This window comes from Algoriphagus sp. Y33, assembly GCF_014838715.1.
Classification (GTDB): Bacteria; Bacteroidota; Bacteroidia; order Cytophagales; family Cyclobacteriaceae; genus Algoriphagus.
Map to the genome: position 1 here is coordinate 5,850,830 of NZ_CP061947.1, position 23,476 is coordinate 5,874,305.

At 42.7% G+C, this 23,476-nt stretch carries 22 protein-coding genes; 8 read left to right on the forward strand and 14 right to left on the reverse strand.

The genetic code is table 11. The features are described from left to right. The first annotated feature begins 41 nt into the window (after window positions 1–41). Window positions 42–1,073 (forward strand): sensor histidine kinase, encoded by a 1,032-nt coding sequence (locus ID165_RS24065; protein ID WP_192347933.1) that lies wholly within the window; start codon window positions 42–44, stop codon window positions 1,071–1,073. After that, window positions 1,070–1,849: a LytTR family DNA-binding domain-containing protein gene (locus ID165_RS24070; protein WP_192347934.1), complete on the forward strand. Its 780-nt coding sequence runs from the start codon at window positions 1,070–1,072 to the stop codon at window positions 1,847–1,849. Before ID165_RS24065 ends, ID165_RS24070 begins: the two co-directional genes overlap by 4 nt. Window positions 1,850–2,014: 165 nt before the next feature. Here ID165_RS24070 and ID165_RS24075 read toward each other — a convergent pair whose 3' ends face one another. Beyond that, window positions 2,015–2,995: a GlxA family transcriptional regulator gene (locus tag ID165_RS24075; RefSeq protein ID WP_192347935.1), complete on the reverse strand. Its 981-nt coding sequence runs from the start codon at window positions 2,993–2,995 to the stop codon at window positions 2,015–2,017. 120 nt (window positions 2,996–3,115) lie between these two features. Here ID165_RS24075 and ID165_RS24080 point away from each other — a divergent pair, with 120 nt between their 5' ends. The 3 genes from ID165_RS24080 to ID165_RS24090 are packed head-to-tail and all read left to right on the forward strand — an operon-like array spanning window position 3,116 to window position 4,851. Further along, entirely contained in the window at window positions 3,116–3,544 is a 429-nt protein-coding gene (locus ID165_RS24080) for an SRPBCC family protein (protein WP_192347936.1), read from the forward strand. Next, on the forward strand, window positions 3,537–3,992 hold the full coding sequence (locus tag ID165_RS24085; RefSeq protein ID WP_192347937.1) for an SRPBCC domain-containing protein: 456 nt from the start codon (window positions 3,537–3,539) through the stop codon (window positions 3,990–3,992). The genes ID165_RS24080 and ID165_RS24085 overlap by 8 nt, the downstream gene beginning before the upstream one ends. Further along, complete coding sequence (locus ID165_RS24090) at window positions 3,985–4,851, forward strand: VOC family protein (protein ID WP_192347938.1); 867 nt, start codon at window positions 3,985–3,987, stop codon at window positions 4,849–4,851. The genes ID165_RS24085 and ID165_RS24090 overlap by 8 nt, the downstream gene beginning before the upstream one ends. A 109-nt stretch (window positions 4,852–4,960) precedes the next feature. On the opposite strand, the gene ID165_RS24095 is transcribed toward ID165_RS24090, so the two are convergent. The 4 genes from ID165_RS24095 to ID165_RS24110 all read right to left on the reverse strand — a co-directional run bounded on the left by ID165_RS24095 (window position 4,961) and on the right by ID165_RS24110 (window position 10,949). Then, window positions 4,961–5,614, reverse strand: a complete 654-nt coding sequence (locus ID165_RS24095) for an outer membrane lipoprotein carrier protein LolA (RefSeq protein WP_192347939.1) — start codon at window positions 5,612–5,614, stop codon at window positions 4,961–4,963. Between the two features lie 32 nt (window positions 5,615–5,646). Beyond that, entirely contained in the window at window positions 5,647–8,133 is a 2,487-nt protein-coding gene (locus ID165_RS24100) for a DNA translocase FtsK (protein ID WP_192347940.1), read from the reverse strand. 53 nt (window positions 8,134–8,186) lie between these two features. After that, entirely contained in the window at window positions 8,187–9,227 is a 1,041-nt protein-coding gene (locus tag ID165_RS24105; RefSeq protein ID WP_192347941.1) for a quinone-dependent dihydroorotate dehydrogenase, read from the reverse strand. Window positions 9,228–9,452: 225 nt separating this feature from the next. After that, on the reverse strand, window positions 9,453–10,949 hold the full coding sequence (locus ID165_RS24110; RefSeq protein ID WP_192347942.1) for a M28 family peptidase: 1,497 nt from the start codon (window positions 10,947–10,949) through the stop codon (window positions 9,453–9,455). A 379-nt stretch (window positions 10,950–11,328) separates the two neighbouring features. On the opposite strand from ID165_RS24110, the gene gcvP reads away from it, so the two are divergent. After that, window positions 11,329–14,217: an aminomethyl-transferring glycine dehydrogenase gene (gcvP, locus tag ID165_RS24115; RefSeq protein ID WP_192347943.1), complete on the forward strand. Its 2,889-nt coding sequence runs from the start codon at window positions 11,329–11,331 to the stop codon at window positions 14,215–14,217. 325 nt (window positions 14,218–14,542) lie between these two features. Here gcvP and lipA read toward each other — a convergent pair whose 3' ends face one another. Both lipA and ID165_RS24125 read right to left on the reverse strand, forming a co-directional pair. Further along, entirely contained in the window at window positions 14,543–15,421 is an 879-nt protein-coding gene (gene lipA, locus ID165_RS24120) for a lipoyl synthase (protein ID WP_192347944.1), read from the reverse strand. 54 nt (window positions 15,422–15,475) lie between these two features. Continuing rightward, window positions 15,476–16,204 (reverse strand): hypothetical protein, encoded by a 729-nt coding sequence (locus tag ID165_RS24125; RefSeq protein ID WP_192347945.1) that lies wholly within the window; start codon window positions 16,202–16,204, stop codon window positions 15,476–15,478. A gap of 70 nt (window positions 16,205–16,274) precedes the next feature. On the opposite strand from ID165_RS24125, the gene ID165_RS24130 reads away from it, so the two are divergent. Both ID165_RS24130 and sdaAA read left to right on the forward strand, forming a co-directional pair. Continuing rightward, the gene (locus ID165_RS24130) at window positions 16,275–16,679 is read left to right on the forward strand and encodes an OsmC family protein (protein ID WP_192347946.1); all 405 of its coding nucleotides are present in this window, start codon (window positions 16,275–16,277) and stop codon (window positions 16,677–16,679) included. Between the two features lie 185 nt (window positions 16,680–16,864). After that, entirely contained in the window at window positions 16,865–17,773 is a 909-nt protein-coding gene (sdaAA, locus tag ID165_RS24135; protein ID WP_192347947.1) for an L-serine ammonia-lyase, iron-sulfur-dependent, subunit alpha, read from the forward strand. On the opposite strand, the gene ID165_RS24140 is transcribed toward sdaAA, so the two are convergent. The 7 genes from ID165_RS24140 to ID165_RS24170 form a co-directional block, all read right to left on the reverse strand. Continuing rightward, entirely contained in the window at window positions 17,762–18,220 is a 459-nt protein-coding gene (locus ID165_RS24140) for a hypothetical protein (protein WP_192347948.1), read from the reverse strand. The genes sdaAA and ID165_RS24140 overlap by 12 nt on opposite strands. After that, window positions 18,220–19,158: a calcium/sodium antiporter gene (locus ID165_RS24145; RefSeq protein WP_192347949.1), complete on the reverse strand. Its 939-nt coding sequence runs from the start codon at window positions 19,156–19,158 to the stop codon at window positions 18,220–18,222. The genes ID165_RS24140 and ID165_RS24145 overlap by 1 nt, the downstream gene beginning before the upstream one ends. A gap of 7 nt (window positions 19,159–19,165) precedes the next feature. Then, complete coding sequence (gene upp / locus ID165_RS24150; RefSeq protein WP_192347950.1) at window positions 19,166–19,810, reverse strand: uracil phosphoribosyltransferase; 645 nt, start codon at window positions 19,808–19,810, stop codon at window positions 19,166–19,168. Window positions 19,811–19,878: 68 nt separating this feature from the next. Continuing rightward, window positions 19,879–21,390, reverse strand: coding sequence for a flotillin family protein (locus tag ID165_RS24155; protein ID WP_192347951.1), 1,512 nt, complete (start codon window positions 21,388–21,390; stop codon window positions 19,879–19,881). A 12-nt stretch (window positions 21,391–21,402) separates the two neighbouring features. Next, the gene (locus ID165_RS24160) at window positions 21,403–21,969 is read right to left on the reverse strand and encodes an NfeD family protein (RefSeq protein WP_192347952.1); all 567 of its coding nucleotides are present in this window, start codon (window positions 21,967–21,969) and stop codon (window positions 21,403–21,405) included. Window positions 21,970–22,170: 201 nt separating this feature from the next. Beyond that, window positions 22,171–22,620: a lipocalin family protein gene (locus ID165_RS24165; protein WP_225587164.1), complete on the reverse strand. Its 450-nt coding sequence runs from the start codon at window positions 22,618–22,620 to the stop codon at window positions 22,171–22,173. A gap of 108 nt (window positions 22,621–22,728) precedes the next feature. Next, on the reverse strand, window positions 22,729–23,409 hold the full coding sequence (locus ID165_RS24170; protein WP_225586888.1) for a hypothetical protein: 681 nt from the start codon (window positions 23,407–23,409) through the stop codon (window positions 22,729–22,731). Between the last annotated feature and the right edge of the window lie 67 nt (window positions 23,410–23,476).

The window sequence follows — 23,476 nt, forward strand, 5'->3', positions numbered from 1 at the left end:
ATGAAGGCGGGAGCACTCTCCCGCCTTTTCCCCTTTCACTTATGAAGAAGGTTTTTGCCCGCCTGCACCTTTCACCAGGCTTTCTGCTTTTCATGATTCTTTTTTCTTACCTAGAATCAATCCGTGCCAGAATAGCTCCCGGTCAACTCATCAATGGCTATACGTTTACCCCTGAAGCAGTGATTACCGCAATTCCCCAGGTGTTAATTATTGTGCTTCTCCTCCGCTATTGTTTTCAAAAAATACATGGAGACAGTTTTCCATTCCACCGACAAAAAGCAGTGGCTAGTTTCTTGGCAGGAATGATAGGTTGGGTATTGGCGAGTAACTTGATTTCGCTGATGATCTCACTGGTCTTTGGGACTTTCGGGCGAAATTTTGTTTATGGAATTATTCTGCGAGCCAACTTTGCCAATGTGCTTGATTTTATGGTTTATGGAGGATTCTACTTTGCTTTTTTGCTCTTTCAGAAATTTCAAGAGAACCAAAGAATGCTCGCTGCGTACGACGCAGCGTTGGCAGAGTCTACCATACGTCAACTCAAGCAGCAACTCAATCCCCACTTTCTTTTTAATAATCTGAACGTATTGGATCAGCTGATTGAGGAGAATCCGGCTACCGCATCAGAATTCCTTCATGATTTTTCAGAAATTTACCGTTATGCCTTGGAAAAATCGGATGTAAAGTTGGTTAGGTTTGAGGAGGAGTTGGATTTTGCCACTAATTATTTCCGTTTACTTTCACGGAAATTTGGAAAAGGATTCAAACTGAATGTTTCCAATTCCATTAACACCACATTTTTACCTCCGCTGACGTTACAGCTTTTGATAGAAAATGCGGTATTTCATAATCAAGGTAACGAAGTTCAGCCAATCACGATCAGCATCGATGTCCAGGATAAGCTAAGAGTTACGAATAAGCGGAAACCCTATAAATTTAAAAAACAGAGTGGTGGGAGAGGCTTGGAAAACCTAAGAAAACAATATGGGCTGCTGAGCGAAGCGCCTATTCAAATCATCGAAACGAATGAAATATTTACAGTGGAACTACCCCTGATTGACCGAAAAGCATGATGATAAAGGTAGTGATTATGGAGGATGAATTGCCTTCGAGAAATAAATTGAAGCGATTCTTAGAGCAATTGGATGAACCGATCCAACTAGTAAAGGAACTTGATTCTGTTGAATCGGGAATTGCTTTTTTCTCTACTCAGCCAAAAATAGACTTGCTCATATCGGATATTGAGCTGCTGGATGGAAATGCCTTCCAGATTTTTGAGGAAATTGAAATTCCCTGCCCCATCATTTTCACTACTGCATACAATCAATTTTGGATGCAGGCTTTCGAGGGAAATGGGATTGAGTATTTACTAAAGCCTTTTAATTTTGACCGCTTTCAAAAAGCCTGGAATAAATTTGCCCATCTAACCAAATCGAAAGATGATCAAGCTGATTTGCTAAAGTCCCTTCACGCATTGTTGGGAAATCAACAATCCGTTAAGCCAACTTTCAAAACCAGAATTTCGATACCTACCCATAAGGGATCTTATTTTTTGTCAGTTGAGGAGATTTGCCTGTTCACAGCGGAGAATTCAGTTGTCTGGGCGGTGGATCAGCTTGGGAAAAAGCATCTGCTTCAGGAGCCTACCTTAAAGGAAATCGAGGAAACTCTGAATCCTGATTTGTTTTTTAGGATCAGTAGGAGTCATTTAGTGCAAAAGCAATTTGTACAGGGGATGGAGCGCTATACCAAAAATTCCATAGCGATAAAAATGATAGGGCTGAATCAGTTGGTGGTATGTAGCCAAAGTGCTACTTCCCGGTTTCTGAAGTGGATAGCTACGTCATAGTTCTATCTTTTCTACCACTAAAGTGCCCAAAGCAGTATAGGATTCGAGGAACTTTAGCATTAAGGCCACTTCGGTCTTCTGTCTTCCCTCCTGCAAACCAAAGAGAATATAGCCAATGGCATCATTGCGGATAATTATGATCGATTTTACATAAAGCCACCCATCTCAATTCATCCTTGCCCATTTGTTGTATTTATTTCTGTACTCAATAGGAGTGAGTCCGGTGATCTTTTTGAAAGTAGTCCGAAATGCTTTCGTGTCAGAATAGCCTACGTCAAACATGACTTCGGTGATGTTCTTCATGGTAGTTTCAAAGCTTCGTTTGGCTGCCTCTACTTTTACCCGCTGAATGTATTCTAAGACCGAATTATTGGTGACACGCTTAAATCTGCGCTCAAAACTCCTTCTTCCTACAGCCACTTGATCGGCGAGCACGTCCACAGTTATGCGTTCTTCGAGTTTGTTTTCTATGTATTCTTGAGCCTTTTTTACAGCTTCATCCTGATGGGATTTTTGACCTTTGAACATGGAGAAGGCTGTCTGACTATCACGGTCTATGTCTATTGCGAAGTACTTTGCTGTCAAAATCGCTATTTCCCGATCCGCATATTTTTCTACGAGATGAAGTAATAAGTTCCAATAGGAATTGGCTCCTCCGCTGGAATAAATGCCGTTTTCTTCTGTCACTATCGTTCCGTCCTGAACTTCTACCTCAGGATAAAACTCCCGGAATAGATTTGCAAATCCCCAGTGTGTAGAGCATTTTTTACCATTCAGCAATCCCGTAGCCGCCAAAAGGAAAGCGCCTACACACAATGATGCAATTTCCGTCCCGTCCTTATGCTGCGCTTTGATCCAAGGAATATAGGCCTTATTCGCTTCCACAGCTAGTTTCATGTCTCCAAACAGTGCAGGGATTACCACGAGATCCGGCGGAGTTGCTGTGGATAAAAGCCGGTCAGGAAAAACGGAATAACGTTTGCCGTTTAATTTCACCTCAGGATTGAGTCCTACCAATTCTACATGAAAAAGAGCTGTGCCTCCGGATTTGATCAGGAATTCATTGACTGCAGAGAAGCAATATTGCGGGTCGGCAATCGCTTGCAGAACAGACTGTTCCGGGACTAGGATGGCGATATTTTTCATAACTTGAATTTACTATTTCCTGTCGCAATTTGCCTATCATTTGTCTGAATTGAACAGGATGTATCAAAGCCCTGTATGATAGATTTGTTAAATTAATTTTTGAAAATAAGCCAAAATACAATGACAACTATTCAAAAATCCAAAATTACTGTGCAAGCCACAGTAAATGCCTCATTAGAAAAGGTATGGGATTACTTTACCCAGCCCAAACATATCATACATTGGAACAATGCTTCTCCGGATTGGCATACGCCAAGGGCAGAAAATGATCTTCAACCAGGCGGAAGTTTTACGTCCAGAATGGAAGCCAAAGACGGGAGTATGGGCTTCGATTTTGGAGGTGTATATCAGGAGGTAGAACTGCATTCTTTTTACACATACATCATGGAAGATGGACGCTATGCGAAGGTCTCTTTTACCAAAGTGTCGGATGGAGTCGAGATTAAGGAGGTTTTCGATGCTGAGATGACTAATCCGGCGGAAATGCAGAAAAATGGCTGGCAGGCAATTTTAGACAACTTTAAAACATATATACAATCCCATGAGTAATCTAGAAACATTACACTTCGAAATCGAAATAGCATGTTCTCCTATGAAAGTGCATGAGCACATGCTGGCAAAAGAAACGTACAAAGAATGGACTCACATCTTTTCACCTGGTTCTACTTTCATTGGAAGCTGGGAAGAAGGGAGCAAGATAATTTTTGTGGGTGAAGGTGAAAATGAAGGAATGCATGGCCGGGTTGAAAAAAATGATCCGGGTAAGTTCGTAAGCATCGAGCACTTGGGAGAATGGAAAGATGGGAAAGAAGTGGCACCTAACGAAGCCGCGTTGAACTGGGTGGGAGCACATGAAAATTACACTTTCGAAGAGACAGATAAGGGCACTTTACTAAAAGTTGATCTGGATTCCCCAGAAGATTTTTCACAGCACTTTGCCGGAATCTGGCCCAAAGCATTAGACAAACTCAAAGAAATCTGTGAAAGGAATGGATGATCAATCGGTGAACTCTCTAAAAAAGCCTATCTATCCCTGCTTGTGGTTTGATGGCAATGCTAAAGAAGCTGCAGGGTTTTACTGCTCAGTATTTTCGGATTCTGAAATAGTGGATGAAAATCCTATGGTGGTAGTCTTTAATTCGGCAGGACAACAGTTTATGTGCTTAAATGGTGGTCCCAAATTTAAATTTACACCGGCGATATCTTTTTATACGGTAATACCGGATGAAGATGAGATTCAAGCGGTATGGGATAAATTAATAGAGAACGGTAGAGCTTTGATGCCGATGGATACTTATCCATGGAGTAAAAAATATGGCTGGCTACAGGATAGATTTGGAGTTACTTGGCAGCTCACAATCGACAAACCCGAGTACTCCGACCAGAAATTTATTCCTGCGCTATTATTTTCAGGGACTAATTTTGGCAAAGCTGAAGAAGCAATTAATTTCTACAGTGGGATATTTAAAGACTCTTGCACGAGACTGATATCAAGATATGAAGCAGATGATCCCAACGGTCAAGAAGGAGCTATAAATCATGCTCAATTTGAATTGAACGGGAAATTATTTGCAGCGATGGATAGTTCTCTTGTTCATGATTTTAATTTCAATGAAGCACTTTCTTTCGTAGTGGAATGCCGAGATCAAGTACAAATTGATTATTTCTGGGAGAAACTTTTAGAAGGCGGTAGGGAGGATCAGTGTGGCTGGTTGAAGGATAAATTTGGAGTTTCTTGGCGGATAGTGCCAGAAATCCTTCCTGAATTAATGTCTGATCCAGAGCGATCCGAGCGTGTAGTTCAGGCTTTTATGAAAATGAAAAAGTTTGATATCGAAAAACTAAAAAACGCCTGAAAGGGCGTTTTTCTTCACTTAATTTAAATGGTGAGAGAGAATTCGCAGGATTAATGGCGTCAAAAGTTTCTGTGTGAGAGTTGAAACTCATTCCTCTTTTGATTTTCATTTATCTCAAATCAATCACTTCTATTCCAGGATATTGCTTAGTGTCAAATACAAAATAGGAAGCAGGAAGATTGGCCTCAAGCTTCAAGTTGTTGAAAGTGTAGGAAAACACACCTCCCTGACCATCAAACATTTCCCAGCCCAGCAAACTTGAGCTCCCCTTATCAATCATCAATTTTACTTGCTCAAAAGGAGCATTGTTCTTTTCCGCAATTAATTCTACTACCTGCGCTGTTTTGCCCTGAAATTGTTTTTCGCCAATTAATTTATAGCTGTATCCTGATTCATAAAGCCGATAAATATTGGATGGAGTCAGCTCTCCTTCCATTTGACTTGCGTCATTGATGGTAACTTCTTTGTAATTGTCAGATTGGATGTAAGTCCATACTGTTTTGCCGTCGTTATAGATTTCCTGATCAGGTAGTTTGAGGCGATACTGCTCACCTTTTACGGCGATATCACCGGACTGGCGATCTCCTGTTCCTGAAGCATCTTGGAATGTGAAATCAAAATTTGCAGTAAACCCATTCATTGCCTGAAACTTTTCGCTCATGGCGTCCAAAACAATTTTTGCTTTGGGGTCTTTTTGAGCCGAAACCTCGAAGGTGAATAATAGGGTAAGAAAAAGCGTATAAAATAAGGCAATTTGTTTCATGAAAGAGGCTGTTTGAACTACTTGAACAGCTTTTACAAACTCTCCAATAACCGTTCCAAACTAGCTTCATCCTGAATAAGCACTTCACGGGCTTTGGAGCCTTCGAATGCGCCTACAATTCCCGCTGCCTCAAGTTGATCAATGATTCTTCCTGCTCGGTTGTATCCCAGTTTAAGCTTACGTTGTATCAAAGAGGTGCTTCCTTGCTGATGCATTACCAGCAATCTGGCGGCATCATTAAACAGAGGATCTAGATCAGAAAAATCAACATCTCCAATCGAATTGTCCGCATCTTCGCCTTCAAATTCCGGCAGTAAATAAGCATCAGAATAACCTTTTTGTTCGCCGATCCAATCACAGATAGAATCGACTTCAGGAGTATCCAAAAATGCACATTGGATCCTCGTGACTTCTGATCCATGGGATAAAAGCATATCTCCCATGCCGATGAGTTGATCCGCACCACCTGCGTCTAGGATGGTTCGGCTATCGATTTTGGATGTCACCCGGAAAGAGAGCCGTGCAGGGAAATTCGCCTTGATAATACCTGTGATCACATTGACTGAAGGTCTCTGGGTAGCTACTACCAAATGGATTCCAATTGCTCTGGCAAGTTGTGCCAGACGTGCGATGGGGCCTTCTATTTCCTTACCTGCAGTCATCATCAAATCCGCCAATTCGTCTATTACCAAAACAATGTATGGCATGAATTTATGGCCCTTTTCAGGATTGAGTTTTCTGGCAATGAACTTAGCGTTGTATTCTTTTAGGTTTCTTGTCCCCGCATCTTTGAGCAAATTGTATCGGTTATCCATCTCGATACAAAGTGAGTTAAGTGTATAAATCACCTTTTTTGTATCAGTGATGATCGCTTCTTCTGCTCCGGGGAGCTTGGCCAAGAAATGTCTCTCTATCTTATTGAAAAGTGTTAGCTCCACTTTTTTAGGATCTACAAGCACAAACTTCAATTGAGAAGGATGCTTCTTGTAAATCAAGGAAGCCAAGATCATATTCAAGCCCACAGACTTACCTTGTCCGGTAGCACCGGCCATAAGCAAGTGAGGCATTTTGGCCAAATCAGCTACAAAAACCTCATTGGAAATAGTCTTGCCCAAAGCAATCGGCAGATCCTTGTCCGAATGCATGAATTTCTCGGTGCCCAACACAGCCCTCGCAGGTACCAGTTCACGGTTTTTGTTGGGAACTTCAATACCGATCGTACCTTTGCCCGGAATTGGGGCAATAATTCTGATTCCCAAAGCAGCCAAACTCAAGGCAATATCATCCTCCAGGTTTTTGATTTTGGAGATTTTCACACCGGGTTCAGGGACGATTTCGTAGAGAGTTACCGTAGGCCCGATGGTCGCTTTGATCTCCTGAATTCCTATCTTGAAGTTTTCAAGTGTTTCGACGATCTTATTTTTATTGTCTTCAAGTTCCTGACGGCTTACAGTGACTTTTTGGACATCATATTCATTTAAGAGATCCAGTGTAGGGTATTTGTAATGGGGAAGATCTAGAGTCGAGTCGTAAGCGTCCAGATTCTCGACTTCTTCGGCGGTTTTCTCCTCTCCGGCCGGTTTTACCACAGAGAAGTTTTTTTCCTCCATCTTCCTTTCTGTCTCACGTTGTACTATTGGATCTAGAATATTCAATTGAGGTACGTCGAAAGCTATGTCCTCTCTTTTTGGCTTTGGTGTCGAGACAGGATTGAGCTCAATCGACGTGTCGGGATTATCTTCTTTAATAGTCCAAGAGCTGCCGTCGTCGTCAATTTCTTCTTCCTCATCGATTTCTTCCTCCTCTGTAAAAGGATTTTTCACTGAACGTTCAGCCGAAACTTGTAGCTCATCCTCATCCAGATCTGAGGCTCTGCCGCTAAACCAGTCCAGCTTGTCAATATCAAAGAAGAAAATCACGAAAATGAGCATGGATCCTCCAAGTAGAATAAATGTTCCCCAACTCAGGAAATCGGCCGATAGCTTGGCTAATTCGTAGCCAAAACCTCCGGAGAGAAAACTCCAATAAGAATATCCCTGAATCAAAATCACCACATATCCGGTAAGCAGGCCCAACCAGAATGTAAAGAAAAGGGCAAAAGTAGTGTATCTAGTAAGTGAAACTAGGGAGATTTTGAATGCCCACTTGAATCCCAATAAAAAGAGAAAGGGAGGGAATAAAAATGCGGCAACTCCAAACCAGCGATAAATCATCCAATTTCCTGCCTGTGCTCCGAGATATCCCAGCCAATTGGTGGATTTACGGGCTGCATCACGAATAGCTTCGTCGGGATTGTTCATGACCAAACTCTGATCCGCAGGACCGTTCAAAAGATAGCTGATAAAAGCGATCAACAGAAAAATGGACGTGGATATCAACAAGATACCCATCGTCAAGCTGATCTTGACTGTATTAATCTTACCAAATGAAACGCGAGGAGGTTTGAAACCTACTCCTTTCTTTTTGGTGGGCTCTCCTTTTTTTCTAAACGTATTGGTCCTAGGTGAATTGGTGGCCATGTATGCGATTCAAATCCGATTTAAGATAAGATTAATGAATTTAGATTGACAAATTATTGCGAAAAATGAGCCAATAATCCTTTTTTAATCTTTTTGATCAAGCTAGGCCCCTCATAAATCATGCCCGAGTACACTTGTACCAGGCTGGCTCCGGCTTCCAGTTTTTCTATAGCATCTTCTGCAGAAAATATACCGCCCACTCCGATGATCGGGAAAGCCTTATTTGACTTTTCCGAAAGGTATCGAATGATTTCTGTACTTCTTTTTCCCAGTACTTTTCCGCTGACTCCTCCGGCTCCTATTGCTTCTACTTCATTTTTTGAAGTGCTCAGGTGCGAACGGTCTATAGTAGTATTGGTCGCTATTACGCCATCAATTTTTGTTTCCAGCACGATTTCGATGATATCATCCAATTGCCCATCTGTCAGATCAGGAGCAATTTTCAACAGAATTGGTTTAGGATTTGGTTTGAGCAAATTGGCATCTTTAACCGCTTGGAGCAATTGCTTGAGCGGCTCCTTTTCCTGCAAATCCCGAAGATTTGGTGTATTGGGTGAACTCACGTTTACTACAAAATAATCTACGTGATCATGCAATGCTTCCAGACAGATTAAGTAATCCTGGATGGCATTTTCGTTCGGAGTTGTTTTGTTTTTCCCGATATTTCCCCCCACCAATACAGTGGATTTCCGCTTTTTCAACCGCTCAACCGCCTCGTGAACACCTCCGTTATTGAAGCCCATACGATTGATCAGAGATTCGTCTTGCGGAAGCCTGAAAAGTCGCGGCTGTGGATTTCCGTCTTGGGGTTTTGGGGTCAGCGTTCCGATTTCGATAAAGCCGAAACCAAGCATTGCCATTTCATCAACAACCTTGGCATCCTTGTCAAATCCTGCTGCCAAACCAACCGGATTCTTGAACTTCAAACCAAAAATCTCCCGCTCTAATCTTTTGTCCTCCAGTTTAAAAGTAGATTTTACAATTGAGCCGATCAGCGGAAGATTAAATGTCAACTTGGTGAGATCTACTGTGAAGTGATGGGCATCCTCAGGTTTTTTTAAGAAAAAGAGAGGTTTAAGTAGATATTTGTACACGGGATCTGGATTGCGTTTGGAATGTAAAGATACCGTTTTATAAAATTTGACGATTGGAAAAGTTGGATCAATTAGAAGATTTGTCTTTGTGGCTTTTGTACGATAAGTTTTGACCTCATGGGGCACGGAGGTTTGAAAGCTTAATTTTTTGAGAGTTTTTACTGAAAACGAATAAAGGCTATCGGATCTCTCCAATAGCCTTTAATGTGCTGTCTTTATAACTTTTTATTCTTCTGTTCTTGTGTTGGTTCCGTCTACAGGAAGTCTTTTGTCCCTATTGGCTACATCCCAAGCGGTATAGAAAATCAACCTTGCTCTCTTTTCCATTAGCTCGAATTCTATTTTGTCCACCGTATCAGTTACTTGGTGGTAGTCATCGTGAACTCCGTTGAAGAAGAAAGCCACCGGGATATTGTGTTTAGCAAAATTGTAGTGGTCAGACCTGTAATAGAATCTGTTTGGGTCATCCTCGGCATCATATCTATAGTCCAAGATTAGATCAGAGTAAGTGATGTTGTTGTATTCCAGGATTTTTTTCAAATCCGTAGAAAGCATTTCTGAACCGATCACATAGACAAAATCCGTGTTTTCAGCATCTTGGTATTCGTAGTCAATTCTACCTACCATGTCGATGTTGAAATTCACTACCGTATTCTCCAACGGGAAAATTGGATAGTCTGAGTAATATTCAGATCCCAAAAGTCCTTTTTCTTCACCTGTGACATTTAGAAAAAGGATGGATCTTCTTGGTTTGATTCCGTCTTTTGCTGCTGCAGCAAATGCCTCGGCGATTTCAGTGACAGATACAGTTCCTGATCCATCATCATCAGCGCCATTGAATACCTCACCGGTGCTGCTCACACCCACGTGGTCGTAGTGGGAGGAAATAACGAGCAATTCGTCTTTTTTGTCGGTTCCTTCCAAGTATCCCAATACATTAGAACTTTCAATTTCTTCAATTGTCTTTTCGATATGGTAAGAAGCTTTTTGAGACTTGACAGTTTCAGGACTTGATTTTGCAGCTTCCTTCAAGTCTTCCACCGGAGTAGCAAACAACTCCGCCATTTTATCAGAGCTTACCATAAAAACAGGCTTTTGCTCAGTTGGCTTGGCGAAGCCAACTCTTCCCTTTCCGACTAAGCTCTTATAGCGGTTCGCAATACGGTCAAAGTTTGCCTGACCTTCCATACTAACCAATACGATACCGGTAGCACCTGCATCCATTACCTTGGTAAGAAGATCATTGGACCTTACACCTACAGCCCATATCCCTACCAATTTGCCTTTAACGTCAACTTTTGCAAGATTTTCGTCAGAGACCAAACCCAGAAAAACGAGATCGGTTTTTGCTGTCTTCTTCATGTCTCCATCCCCGATGAAAACGAAGTCTTCATTGTTGACAAGTTTGTTTTTACCTACTTTCAGGGAAACTTCGCCAAAAGAGGAGCTCACCAATTCAACAGGCTGCAGATAGCTTCCCTCTACAGGTCCGGCCAGTCCAATCTTTTTGTAAAAATCCGCAAGATAATTTGCAGCTACTTTTTGTTCTTCAGATCCTGTGTCTCTACCTTTCATTTCGTCAGAAGCTAGATAAGTGAGGCGCTCTTTCAGGTCTCCTGCGGTGATGGTGTTGGCATACTTCACCTGTACAGGTTGCTGCGCCAACGACGGCAGTGCAAGACCCAAAGCCATTGCACCCGTCAATAACAGACTTTTATTCATGTGTTTATAATTTGTTTTTTTAAGGTCACACGGAATCTCGCATATGGGATAATCATCCCTCTGTGTGTGCCCGTAGATACGGGATCATGCTCGATTTCATCAGTTTATAGTTAGGTTTTTTTTGATTCAGAAAGGAATCGCCTTAGCAGGGCCCTGTTAATCAATAGCGTAAACTGCGGCGGATTTCATCCAGTTTGTATTTTGTGGTGCTAAACTAGAGAATTTTTCTGCCCCACAATAAACCTTCAATATAATTTGAAGCGGCATATGGGAAATAAAGGAGTTCTTGAAAGCAATATCTTTCAATAAATTGTACCTTTGCACCTTGAAAATTCAGCCTATTTCAAACCCAAATAGTTCATCGTCTTAACGTTCTTATATGAAGATCAATCTTTCTAATGCTGTCAAGTTTGAGAGCAGACACAATGGCCCGACAGATGCAGAGATCACAGCTATGCTGGAGAAAATCGGAGCCTCATCTTTAGAGGAATTAATAAACCAAACTGTACCGAAATCCATCCAATTGGAACGCCCGTTGGATTTGCCTGCCGCAAAGCTTGAGTCGGACTTTTTGAAGGATTTCAAAAAACTTGCTTCTAAAAACAAAGTATTCAAGTCTTTCATAGGCTTGGGGTATTATGACACATTGGTGCCGGGAGTGATTTTGAGAAATGTGCTGGAGAATCCTGGATGGTATACCGCATACACTCCATATCAGGCAGAAATCGCCCAAGGTAGATTGGAAGCTCTGATCAATTTTCAGACTGTGGTGATGGAGTTGACAGGGATGGAACTTGCCAATGCTTCTCTTCTAGATGAAGGAACTGCTGCTGCAGAGGCGATGAACATGCTTTTTGCGGTGAAACCAAGAGAGAAAAAGAATGCTACAAAATTCTTTGTGGACGAAAAGGTTTTTCCTCAAACCAAGGCCGTATTGGAGACCAGAGCTGAGCCAGTGGGTATTGACTTGGTTTTTGGATCCATTGATTCCTTGGACTTGACAGACGAAAATCTATTCGGGGTTTTATTCCAATATCCGGATGCGGACGGTGAAGTGAGGGATTACTCTGCTATTGTTGCTGCCGCCAAGGAGAACAATGTGACGACTGCTTTTGCCGCAGACCTGTTGGCTTTGACACTTTTGACCGCTCCGGGAGAAATGGGAGCAGATGTGGTGGTTGGTTCGTCTCAGCGTTTTGGTGTGCCTATGGGCTATGGAGGGCCGCATGCCGGTTTCTTTGCTACCAAGGAAGCTTATAAGCGTCAGATCCCCGGGCGAATCATCGGAGTTTCTCAGGATCGTGAGGGCAACAAAGCCTACAGAATGGCTTTGCAGACACGTGAGCAGCATATCAAGAGAGAAAAGGCAACCTCAAATATCTGTACAGCACAGGTGCTTCTAGCTGTAATGGCCAGTTTCTACGCAGTCTATCACGGTCCAAAAGGACTGAAAAATATTGCGCTTAGAACTCATGGATTGACAAAACTTACAGCTAAAGCACTGGAGCAACTTGGGTATGAGGTGACATCAAAGAATTATTTTGACACGATAAAAGTAGGGATCGAAGCGAAATCGCTCACTACAATCCAGTCCTTGGCTTTGTCTTCGGAAATGAATTTCCGATACGAATACGATACTGTTTTCTTGACTTTTGATGAGGCTAAAACGTTGAAAGATGTAGCTTCTGTGGTGAAGGTCTTTGCAAAAGTGAAGGGAGTGGAAGCTCCGAATTTGTCCGCTTTGGCTTCGGATATTAACCTGGAGTTGCCGGAAGCATTGGTAAGGCAGTCAGAGTACCTGACTCATCCTGTATTCAATAATTTCCAAAGTGAACATGAAATGCTTCGCTACATCAAGCGTCTTGAGAACAAGGATTTGTCCTTGGTACACTCCATGATTTCGCTTGGTTCATGTACGATGAAACTGAATGCGACAGCCGAAATGATCCCTGTGACTTGGCCGGAATTCGGACAGATGCACCCATTTGCTCCGACCGATCAGACGGCAGGATACCAGGAGCTTTTTGCAAATTTGAGACACTGGCTTAATGAAATCACCGGTTTTGCTGATACATCTCTTCAGCCAAACTCCGGTGCGCAGGGTGAGTTTGCCGGATTGATGGTAATCCGTGCCTATCACCAGAGCAGAGGAGATCATCATAGAAATGTAGCATTAATTCCTACATCCGCTCACGGTACAAATCCTGCCTCTGCCGTGATGGCCGGGATGAAAGTCGTTTTGGTGAAATGTGATGAGAAAGGAAATATCGATATCGAAGATTTGAGAGCAAAAGCTACGGCACATTCAACTGATTTGTCAGCACTTCTAGTTACCTATCCTTCAACACACGGAGTATTTGAAGTAGCAATCCAAGAAATCTGTGAGATCATTCACGAAAATGGTGGGCAAGTTTACATGGATGGGGCCAATATGAATGCTCAGGTAGGATTGACTAGCCCAGGGAGAATTGGAGCTGACGTTTGCCACCTGAACCTTCACAAGACCTTCTGTATTCCCCACGGTGGTGGTGGACCCGGCATGGGGCCTATTTGTGTCGCAAGTCATTTGGCACCATTCCTTCCGGGTAATCCCGTGGTAAAAGCCGGTGGTGAGCTGGCGGTGTCGTCCATCTCGGCTGCACCTTATGGAAGTGCAAGTATTTTGCCTATCTCTTATGCCTACATTGCGATGATGGGTGGAGATGGTTTGAAGAATGCTACCAAGATGGCAATCCTAAATGCCAATTATATTAAGGAAAGACTGAAAGATTATTTTCCGATTCTATATACGGGCACGCAGGGAAGAGCAGCGCATGAGATGATTGTGGATTGCCGTGCGTTCAAAGAAGTGGGAGTGGAAGTAGAGGATATCGCTAAGCGATTGATGGATTATGGCTACCATGCGCCTACGGTTTCTTTCCCTGTAGCAGGCACGTTGATGATCGAGCCTACGGAGTCTGAGACCAAGGCTGAGCTGGACAAATTCTGTGATGCATTACTTTCTATCCGTGCAGAAATCCGGGAAATCGAAGACGGAATAGCTGATAAGGTGGAAAATGTATTGAAAAATGCACCGCACACTGCGATGATGGCTCTTACCGACAATTGGGAATTGCCATATTCCAGAGAAAAAGCGGTTTACCCACTTAGCTACGTGAAAGAAAATAAATTCTGGCCAAGTGTACGTAGAATTGACTCGGCGTTCGGAGACAGAAACTTGATCTGTAGCTGTATTCCTGTGGAGGATTATGCTAGCGAAGAAGCTTAATTCTGCTTTTAATAAAAATGGCTGCCGATTGGCAGCCATTTTATTTTTTTTAACCGCAAAGACCACAAAGGAAGCACAGTTTTTGGAATTTCTTCTTGTTAGGCTTAGCGAATTGAAGCCTTTCACTTAAATGCGATAGGCTAATTTTTTAGAGCATGGGAATTCTCAGCTGTCCTGCTTCTCCAGAAGCTGGACTTTTAGTTAAAGAATCGGAATTCCATTCTCTTGTGAAAGCTGGATTTCCAATCCACCGATTTTTGAGGCTACAGAATTATAAATGAAGCACCCAGTGCTCCTACGATAAAGCCCATAATTCCATTAATGACTAGACGTTTACATGTCTTTCTGCATGATATGAGGATCGAACCAAAGGTCCGGATTCCACATATTTTAATCCCCTTGCCAGCCCCTCTTCTCTGTATTCCGCAAAAAGGTCAGGATGTATAAATTCGGCCACTTCGATATGCATTTTGGTAGGTTGAAGGTATTGGCCTAGGGTAAGAATGTCACAGCCATGGGCTGCCAAGTCATCCATAGCCTTGAAGACCTCTTCCTTTTTCTCTCCCAAACCTAGCATAATTCCCGTTTTGGTTCTCTTTCCAAATTCCTTTGTCAATTTAGTCTGCTCAAGGGATCGGGCATATTTAGCTTGAGGGCGAACTCTGCGGTAGAGACTTTCCACGGTTTCCATGTTGTGGGAAACTACTTCCTGGCCTCCACTGATCATCCTATAGAGGGCATCCCAATTAGATTTTACATCGGGGATAAGAGTTTCTATAGTAGTGGCAGGAGAGAGTTCTTTGGTCTGAATCACTGTTTGATACCAGATTTCAGCGCCTTTGTCTTTCAGCTCATCTCTGTTTACTGAGGTCAGCACAGCATGCTTTACACCCATGAGTTTGATCGCTTCGGCTACTCTTCTAGGCTCATCAGTATCGTACTCAGGCGGTCTGCCTGTCGCCACAGCGCAAAATGAACAAGAGCGTGTACATACATTTCCTAAAATCATAAAGGTGGCGGTACCGGCTCCCCAGCATTCGCCCATATTTGGGCAATTGCCGCTTTCGCAAATGGTGTGAAGCTTATGCTCATCTACCAGCTTGCGGACTTTGGCATATTCTTTCCCCACGGGAAGTTTCACCCTAAGCCAATCCGGCTTTTTTCTTCGGGTGGCTTCTTCGGAAATTACAGGTAATTCGATCATTGATTTCTGATTTGATGCAAAGGTAAGTCAGTAGAGCACAAAACCCAAGCTGACCTATTTTCTGAACCCGTAGAAGAAGGTAAAGTAAGCCGATTGGAACAGTTGCCTGTTTTCTGTAGTGGGGATCAGCGGGATTTCTTTGGTAAAACCTTCGAGCATGTATCCAAGTTCCAATCCTGTCGCATTTGAGCGAAAAACCCCAAATTCAAAAGATATTGCCGCTTTCACATTACCCCCAAATGCAAACTCGGATTGGCCGATGCCCTCGAAAAGCCGGCCTGTTCCTAAAATGTTTCCAGGGGCTCGATGTATCTCAGAATCATATTGTTCGCGTACAGTTTCTACCCTATTCAGTGCATATTCTATGTAATAAGGAGCGATTAATCCAAATGATGGCCCCACGGCCGCCAGGGCAGATACTTGGACGCCTTGATTGGGAGCTTTCTTGAAAAGAATTACTTCGCGACCATATTGGGGTCTGATCGAATAGAGGTAGTTAGACTTGCCGAAAATATAACTGTTGCCCAGCACGGTGTTATATCGGGTCTCCTTCGGGTTTTTGACATTGGAAAATTCCACAGCCACAAAACTAAACTGAGTGTCGTCAATCCGTGTTCCGGCTTTGAAAACAAAGCCACCGATTAATCCTCCATTCGTGTTTTTGTTAATGCCAAACATATATTCCTTATCGTATTCATAATTGCCGATATCATCTCTTTGGGCAAAAGATTCAATGGAAAAGGAAAGGAATAGAATCGGTAAAATGAATTTCAGCTTGTTCATTCGAGTTGGTCGAAAATATAGCCCTATTTTTGGGTGTTGGTATTTTAACTGATTTTAAAAATAAGAGTTTATGTCCACTATAAAAAGTTCATATTTAGGGAATTTGAGAACGGAATCAGAACACCTGCAATCAGGTGTGAAAATTCTCACCGATGCTCCTGTAGATAATAATGGAAAGGGAGAAGCTTTTTCTCCGACTGATTTGGTCGCTAGTGCTTTAGGAAGCTGTATGGTGACTATTATGGGAATTGTGGCTAACAGAGATTCTGTTTCCTTGGAAGGTTTGACGTGGGATGTGACCAAAGTAATGCAGGCCTCACCCCGAAAAATAAGTGAAATCATTGTTGATTTCCATTGGGGAAATCCCGTTAATGATGCTGCGATGATCCAAAAATTGAAGAATGCAGCCAAAACCTGCCCTGTTGCCTTAAGCTTGGATCCGGAAATTAAGCAGACCTTGAAGTTCGATTTCTAGGCAAATATTTAGCCTGAATAAACTTCCTTCTACAAGTGAGTGACGAAAGTGACCTAAGATTTGTTGAACTCTTAAAATGAGGATACATCGGTCTTTGGCCTCCCTTCTTCAAGCCTCCAAGCTAAAGAAATTGAAGTTACGGGCATTATTGAGGACAAGTATAAAAGTATATAAACCCATCTATTATGAGCTATTTGTTTGAATCTTTTGAAGGTTGGAAAAGCTATTGTGGAGAGAAGAATATGTCACTGCCTGAGTCGGTGATCGAATACGAAGTCGATCAGAAAAACGGAACAGGGGATAAGATCAAAGCTGGGCTTCTTCAGGCTTATGCTGTCATGAAGGATGCGGTGAAAACCGGTCTGGAGGAAGAGATGATCTCTCGCTCCGGAATGATCAACAATGGGGCAAAGAAAGTTTACAATCATCCATTAGCAGTACTTTCTCCAGAGTTTCAGAAGTTGATCTCTAGGGCTTTGGCAGCCAAGGAAGTCAATTCATGCATGGGAAGAGTGGTCGCTGCCCCTACGGCCGGTGCAAGTGGGATTCTTCCCGGGACGCTGGTCACCCTTCAGGAAATCCATGGATTAAGTGATGAGCAAATTGTCGAAGGACTTTTGGTAGGAGCCGGGATTGCTTTGATTATCGAAGAAAAGGCAAGCTTGGCAGGAGCTGTGGGCGGTTGCCAAGCAGAGACCGGTTCCGCTGCCGCGATGGCTTCCGGAGCGATAGTGTATTGCTTGGGTGGAAATACAGATCAAATATTCAATGCAGTCGCCGTCACTATTCAGTGTATGCTGGGATTGGTTTGTGATCCTGTGGCAGGATTGGTAGAAGTGCCCTGTGTTGTAAGGAATGCAAGTGCAGCAGCCATTGCATTCAGTTCGGCCCAGATAGCTTTGGCCAATGTAAGTGCGGTAATTCCCGTGGACGAATGCGTGGAGGCAATGGGAGAAGTAGGAGCCTCAATGGAAAGCAGGTATAAGGAAACAGCGATGGGAGGATTGGCTGCGACATTGACAGGGCAGGCTATTGCCGAGCGGGTGTTGATAAAAGATATTGAGATCTTACCCGACGATGAATTAAAGGAATAGGTTTTTCAGAAAAGGTACTGCTAGAAGTTGATCAATACTTAAACTGAGCACTACAGCCCAAAGGCATGCACTCCAAAACATGTGTAAATAAATATGTCTCTTTTTGACACCAAAAGACACCATGATTAGTGTCCCGCCGATCGGTGTGAGTAAAAGTGGTGTAAAAAAAGCAATTCCAATTTCCCCATATTTTCTCCAGAGGTGGACAATTCTTCTATTCTTCTTGGAGAAAACAAGCTTTGGTTTCCTTTGGAAACTCCCTTCAAAGAGTGCCTTGATTTTTGTCCCCAGCAATGTGAAAATGATTACACTGGTCATCATTCCTGCGACAGTTACCAACGCAGTACCCAAAACACTGTAGCCGGCAGCAGAGCCTAATACAGGACCCGCTATAAATTTAAACCAACACAAGAAATAGATTCCCAAGAAGGTCAGGATTTCTTCCATTACAGTAGGAAATACAAATAGGCAAGATAGCTTGCTAAAAGCAGTGAGCCTTCAACTTTTGAAATGCGCATCTTCGCACGCATTAAAACGAATAAGAGAAGCGTAATTCCCAGCATCCATAAGAAATCAGAATCGATGAATGCCTGCGATACGCCAATTGGCTTAATGATCGCAGTAAGGCCAATTATGGACAGAATATTCATGATGTTGCTACCAAGAATATTGCCTAATGCCAAGTCCGTTCGTTTGGACAATGCTGCTATAATCGAGGTGATAAGCTCGGGCAAGCTTGTGCCGATGGCGATGATGGTCACTCCGATTATCCGTTCTGATACTCCGAACTCTCTGGAGATTTTCACGGCGTTATTCACTAATAGTTCGGATCCAAAGTATAAGCCTACTACTCCACCTAAAAATAGGCCAATGGATGCAAACCAAGAGTAGTTTTTCACCTGCTCGATTTCTTCTTCTACTTCTGTGTTGTCGATTAAGTCCGCATTTGGACCTTTGAAGAGATAGACATTGAAGGCTATAAACAATCCGAACAAGAAGATACCTTCCCAGAGCTCAATAAACCCATTGTAGCTTAATGCATAGAAAAGGATCGAGACCAATAAAGTGACCAGATAATCTACTCTGATATGACTTTTCTTAATCAAGATTGGATAGAATAATCCGCTTATCCCGAGAACAAGTCCAAGGTTGGCAATATTGGAACCAACTACATTTCCAATAGAAATATCGCTATTTCCCTTGAGTGCGGCATTTACACTGACCAGCAGCTCAGGTGCAGAGGTGCCGAATGCGACTACGGTCATCCCAATCAGTCCGGCACTCATGCCTAACTTTACCGCCATGGCGGAAGCACCGTCTACTAATATTTTTCCTCCATAGAGGAGAATGATCAAACCAAGAAATAAGAGGAAATAGGGAAGCATGTACTAATTAAAGTTTTGGACCAAAAGCAAGATCTCCTGCATCGCCCAGTCCGGGGACAATGTAGGATTGGTGATTTAATTTTTCATCAATTGCTCCCAGCCAGAGGGAATAGGAACACCTGCTGTTTTCTTTGAGGTATTGGATGCCCTCAGGTGCTGCAATGACTGCGGCTATGTGGATATGTTTGGGAGTGCCGTGGGACAGTATAGTTTGTATGGCCTCTATCAGTGATTTGCCAGTTGCAAGCATAGGATCAGCAAGGATGATAATTCTCCCTTCTACTGTGGGACTGGCATGATATCCAAGTTGAACCGTGATTTCTCCCGGTTGACTCTCATCTCTAAAAGCGCCGATAAACCCACTGTCAGCCTGATCAAAATAATTCAAAAATCCATTGTAAAAAGGTAAAGAGGCTCTCATCACTGAGATAATTACAGGTTGTTCTACCGGGGCTAATGCGAAAGTGGGGGTAAGCGGAGTTTCAATTTTCTCAGAAACGTATTCAAAAGATTTTGAGATTTCATAGGCCATTATTTCGCCCATGCGCTCCAAATTTCTACGGAAGCGCATCCGGTCATGTTGAATACTTACATCCCGCATTTCCCGAAGGAAATGATTTGCTATAGATGATGTGTCAGAAAGAACAAACATAGTGCGAAGATAAAATAAAAACCCGGCTCTTTGGAGCTGGGTTTTTGATAAGGTTGAACAAGTTTTTATTACTCTTCAGGTTTCGGCTTCTCTTTGGCTTGGGGCGGCTCTTTTAAGTCATCTCCCTTCAAGTATGTAGGCAGATTCAAGCCCGCCATGTTGAATAATTCATTTAATGGTGGAACTGTCTTCATCATTCCAGAGACAAAATTGGCTGTGGAGCCGTTTCCGTTTTCACCTTGTCCCGAATCCCAAACCGTGATTTTATCAATCTTAATATTTTTCACTGCTTCCACTTGGGTTTTTACCAGTTCAGGCAGTTTCTCAATCAGTAGCAATTGGAATGCTTTGGTAGGATCTCCCCCCGCAGCACTTACAACCTCCCGGTAGCCTTCTGCTTGTTTCGTCAATATTTCAAAGAGCCCTTTTGCTTCGGCTTCCATCTTAGCATAGATCGCATCAGCTTCACCTTTTGCATGCTCTCTGATTCGCTCAGCCTCTGCTTGTGCATCTATGATTGCCCGTTGTTTGGCTATTTCTGCCGGAATGACAATGTTGGCATTTTGCGTGGAGCGTTCTCTTTCTGCCCTGGCTGTTTCTGCTTTTTGCTCCGCTAGGTAGGCTTCCTCTAGAGCCTTTGCACTTTGCACTTTTTCCGAGGCAAGTGCAATCCTCAAAGCCTCTGCCTCTTTTTCCCTTCGCTGTGCATCGGATTGGGCAATGGAGATTTTGGCTTCGTTTTCCCCTTTGATCGCAATGGCATTCGCCTCCGATGTTTTTACACGGGTGTCTCGTTGCGCTTCGGCTTTACCGATACTTTCGTCTTTTGCAGCCTCAGCTATACTGACTTCCCGGTTTTTATTGGTAATCGCGATTTTCACATCACGGTCACGCTGGGTGTCAGCAATCTGAACGTCTTTTTCACGATCTGCAAGAGCTTTTCCGGTTTCACCGATTTTCTCTTGCTCAGCTACTGAGATTTTTGCTTCGTTGATTGCTTTTGCGGCAGCTTCTTTTCCCAGAGCCTCGATGTATCCCGATTCGTCTTTGATATCCGTTACGTTGACGTTTATCAGTTTCAAGCCGATTTTCTTCAGCTCGCTGTCCACATTCTTGGAGATACTTTCTAGAAATTTATCTCTGTCAGAGTTAATTTCTTCAATGGTCATTGTCGCAATCACCAAACGTAACTGACCAAAAAGAATATCTTTTGAAAGCTCTTGGATTTGCTCATGTGCTAGACCCAATAGACGCTCGGCAGCTGTATTCATCGTGTCTGTGTCAGTAGAAATAGCAATAGTGAATCTACAGGGAACGTCCACCCGGATATTCTGACGGCTTAGTGCATTGGTCAGATTAGCTTCAATGGAAATCGGTTTCAAGTCCAGATAAGCATAATCCTGAATTACCGGCCAGATGAAAGCTCCACCGCCATGTATACATCTGGCGGAAGTGCCTCCTGTTTTCCCATAGACGACAAGTATTTTGTCAGAAGGACAGCGTTTGTAACGGGAGACGAGTGCCAAAATAGTCACGAAGACAACAACTGTCGCGACAACAATAAGAATTAATGGATCCATAAAAGAATTGATTTAAAGCTTTTCTACGATGAGGATATTGCCACTTTCTACCCGCATGATTCTAACGGTGGCATTGGTTTCTATTTTATCTTGTTCAGTCATAGCATCAAGTTCACGCACCGAACCATTCAGGCTTACCATAATTTTTCCTTTGCCCTGCATGTTGCCGGGAATGGCTAGATAAACGTTGGCAATTTTATTCAGCGTTTTTTCCAAACGAAAAGTGTTGTCTTCTCCTAGCTTTTGAATTTGCCTAATTATTAGAAAAAAGGAATAAACAAAAGCAAATCCTATTGTCAAACTGATTAGCAGAAGTAGGGGGTAATTTGGGATTATCGCATAAAAAGAAATCCCTGCCCAGCTAAATCCGAGCAAGAAATTGATCAGGTTTCGCAAGGAGAAAAGCTGGAATGGAGCTTCTGCACCATCCAAATCCCCATCAAAGTCAGCCTCAATGCCGTCAGAGCCTCCTGATCCTACAAATGTCAAGATCGTCTGGAGTATGAAAACCAATGAAATAGGTATAGCGATATACCAAAACAGTTTGAGTTGAGGATCTAATCCCTCTAAAAATTCCATGTCAATATAAGTTATAGCCACCTTAGCTAGGCTCAAAATATCAAAAAATATCTAATTACTGACTTTCTATTTTGGAATAAATTTGATGGATTCAGAAGCATATGGCTTAACTGTCGATTGTACCATGCATTTGACTAATCAAAATGTATAGGTAGAAGTAAAAAAAATCCTGGAAATTAAGCTTCCGGGATTTCAGCTTGCTCAGCATTCAGATTGAATTGTTTTTTCAAGTTTGCCGATATCAAACCCTTTTTCGGCAATACCTTCCAGAAGTTTTTCGTAGAGCGTATCATCTATCTCAGGTGTTCTGGATAGGATCCAGAGATAGTTGTGATTGGGATGTCCGACCACAGCATAAGAGTAATCTTTGGCTAAGTCTATGATCCAGTATTTTCCCTTCAATGGCCAAAAGAACTGCACTTTTAGCTTGGCATTGCCTGAGCCATCCTCTACAAAGGCCTTTGCGGTGGAAATTTTTGTTTTCCCTTCGGGTAGATTACAGCTGTTTATCACGGTTATGGTGCCGTCTTCATTCGCTGAATAGTTCGCTTTGGTGCACGTGCATTCTTTTTGAAAAGACTGGGGAAACGAAGCGATCTCATACCAGTCTCCAGCGTATTTTTCAAGGTCTACGTAAGGAACAGTTTCCAGATCCTGTTCTTTGTTTTTTTTGACAGAAGCATGATTCCTGCTGCTGCCAAAAGTGGCATTGCCAAGGCAAATTTTTCGGGATAGGTCAAGGTTCTCATATTGGCTGGTTTACTTAGGTTTAAATGGAGCTGTTTCTCTATTTTGATAGCCATGATAACTTATGGCTGCGAAGAGAACCACAGCGCCGATAAGTGCTGCCCATTGGATTGACGGAATGCTCTCCCAGTGCCTTATTGCAATGGCGACTAAGGCCCACACCCCCACAGATGCAAATTCCCGAAGATTTCGACTTATAATCATAAAGAGATTGAGAAGTACAGCGACAGTAATCATTAGTATTGTCCAAGTAATTTCTGATATGCCGCCATCCCAACCTACCTTCGCCAGGTACGCTGATATATTTGCGATAGTAGCCACCGCTATCCAACCACTGTAAAGTGCAATTGGCCACCATAGCCAAAAAATAATGGGACGTGGAGCATCCCATCGTTCCATATTCGTGTTCAGAATTGTAATAATCAGACAAGTTAAAATTCCACACATAATAACGATGCTCATCCCCGTGAATTCCATAAGCCACATGTAAATCCAGAGCCCATTGCCAATATTGGCCATGATCAAGTAAGGACCGATCTGTGAAAGAAAATCAGAATCCTTGATTGAACTGAATGCTCTCGAAATAAAGAAGCTTGCTTGGGCTAAAAGAGCTAAAAAGATTAATCCCCAGATCGAAAATGCGTATCCCGCCGGTGTAAATAGGTTTGCGTATTTCTCGCTTAGGGAACTCATAGTGTTTCCATTTAAGCCCTTGGCATTTACCCAATAGTTCCAAAAGATGACTAGTAATAATACCGTC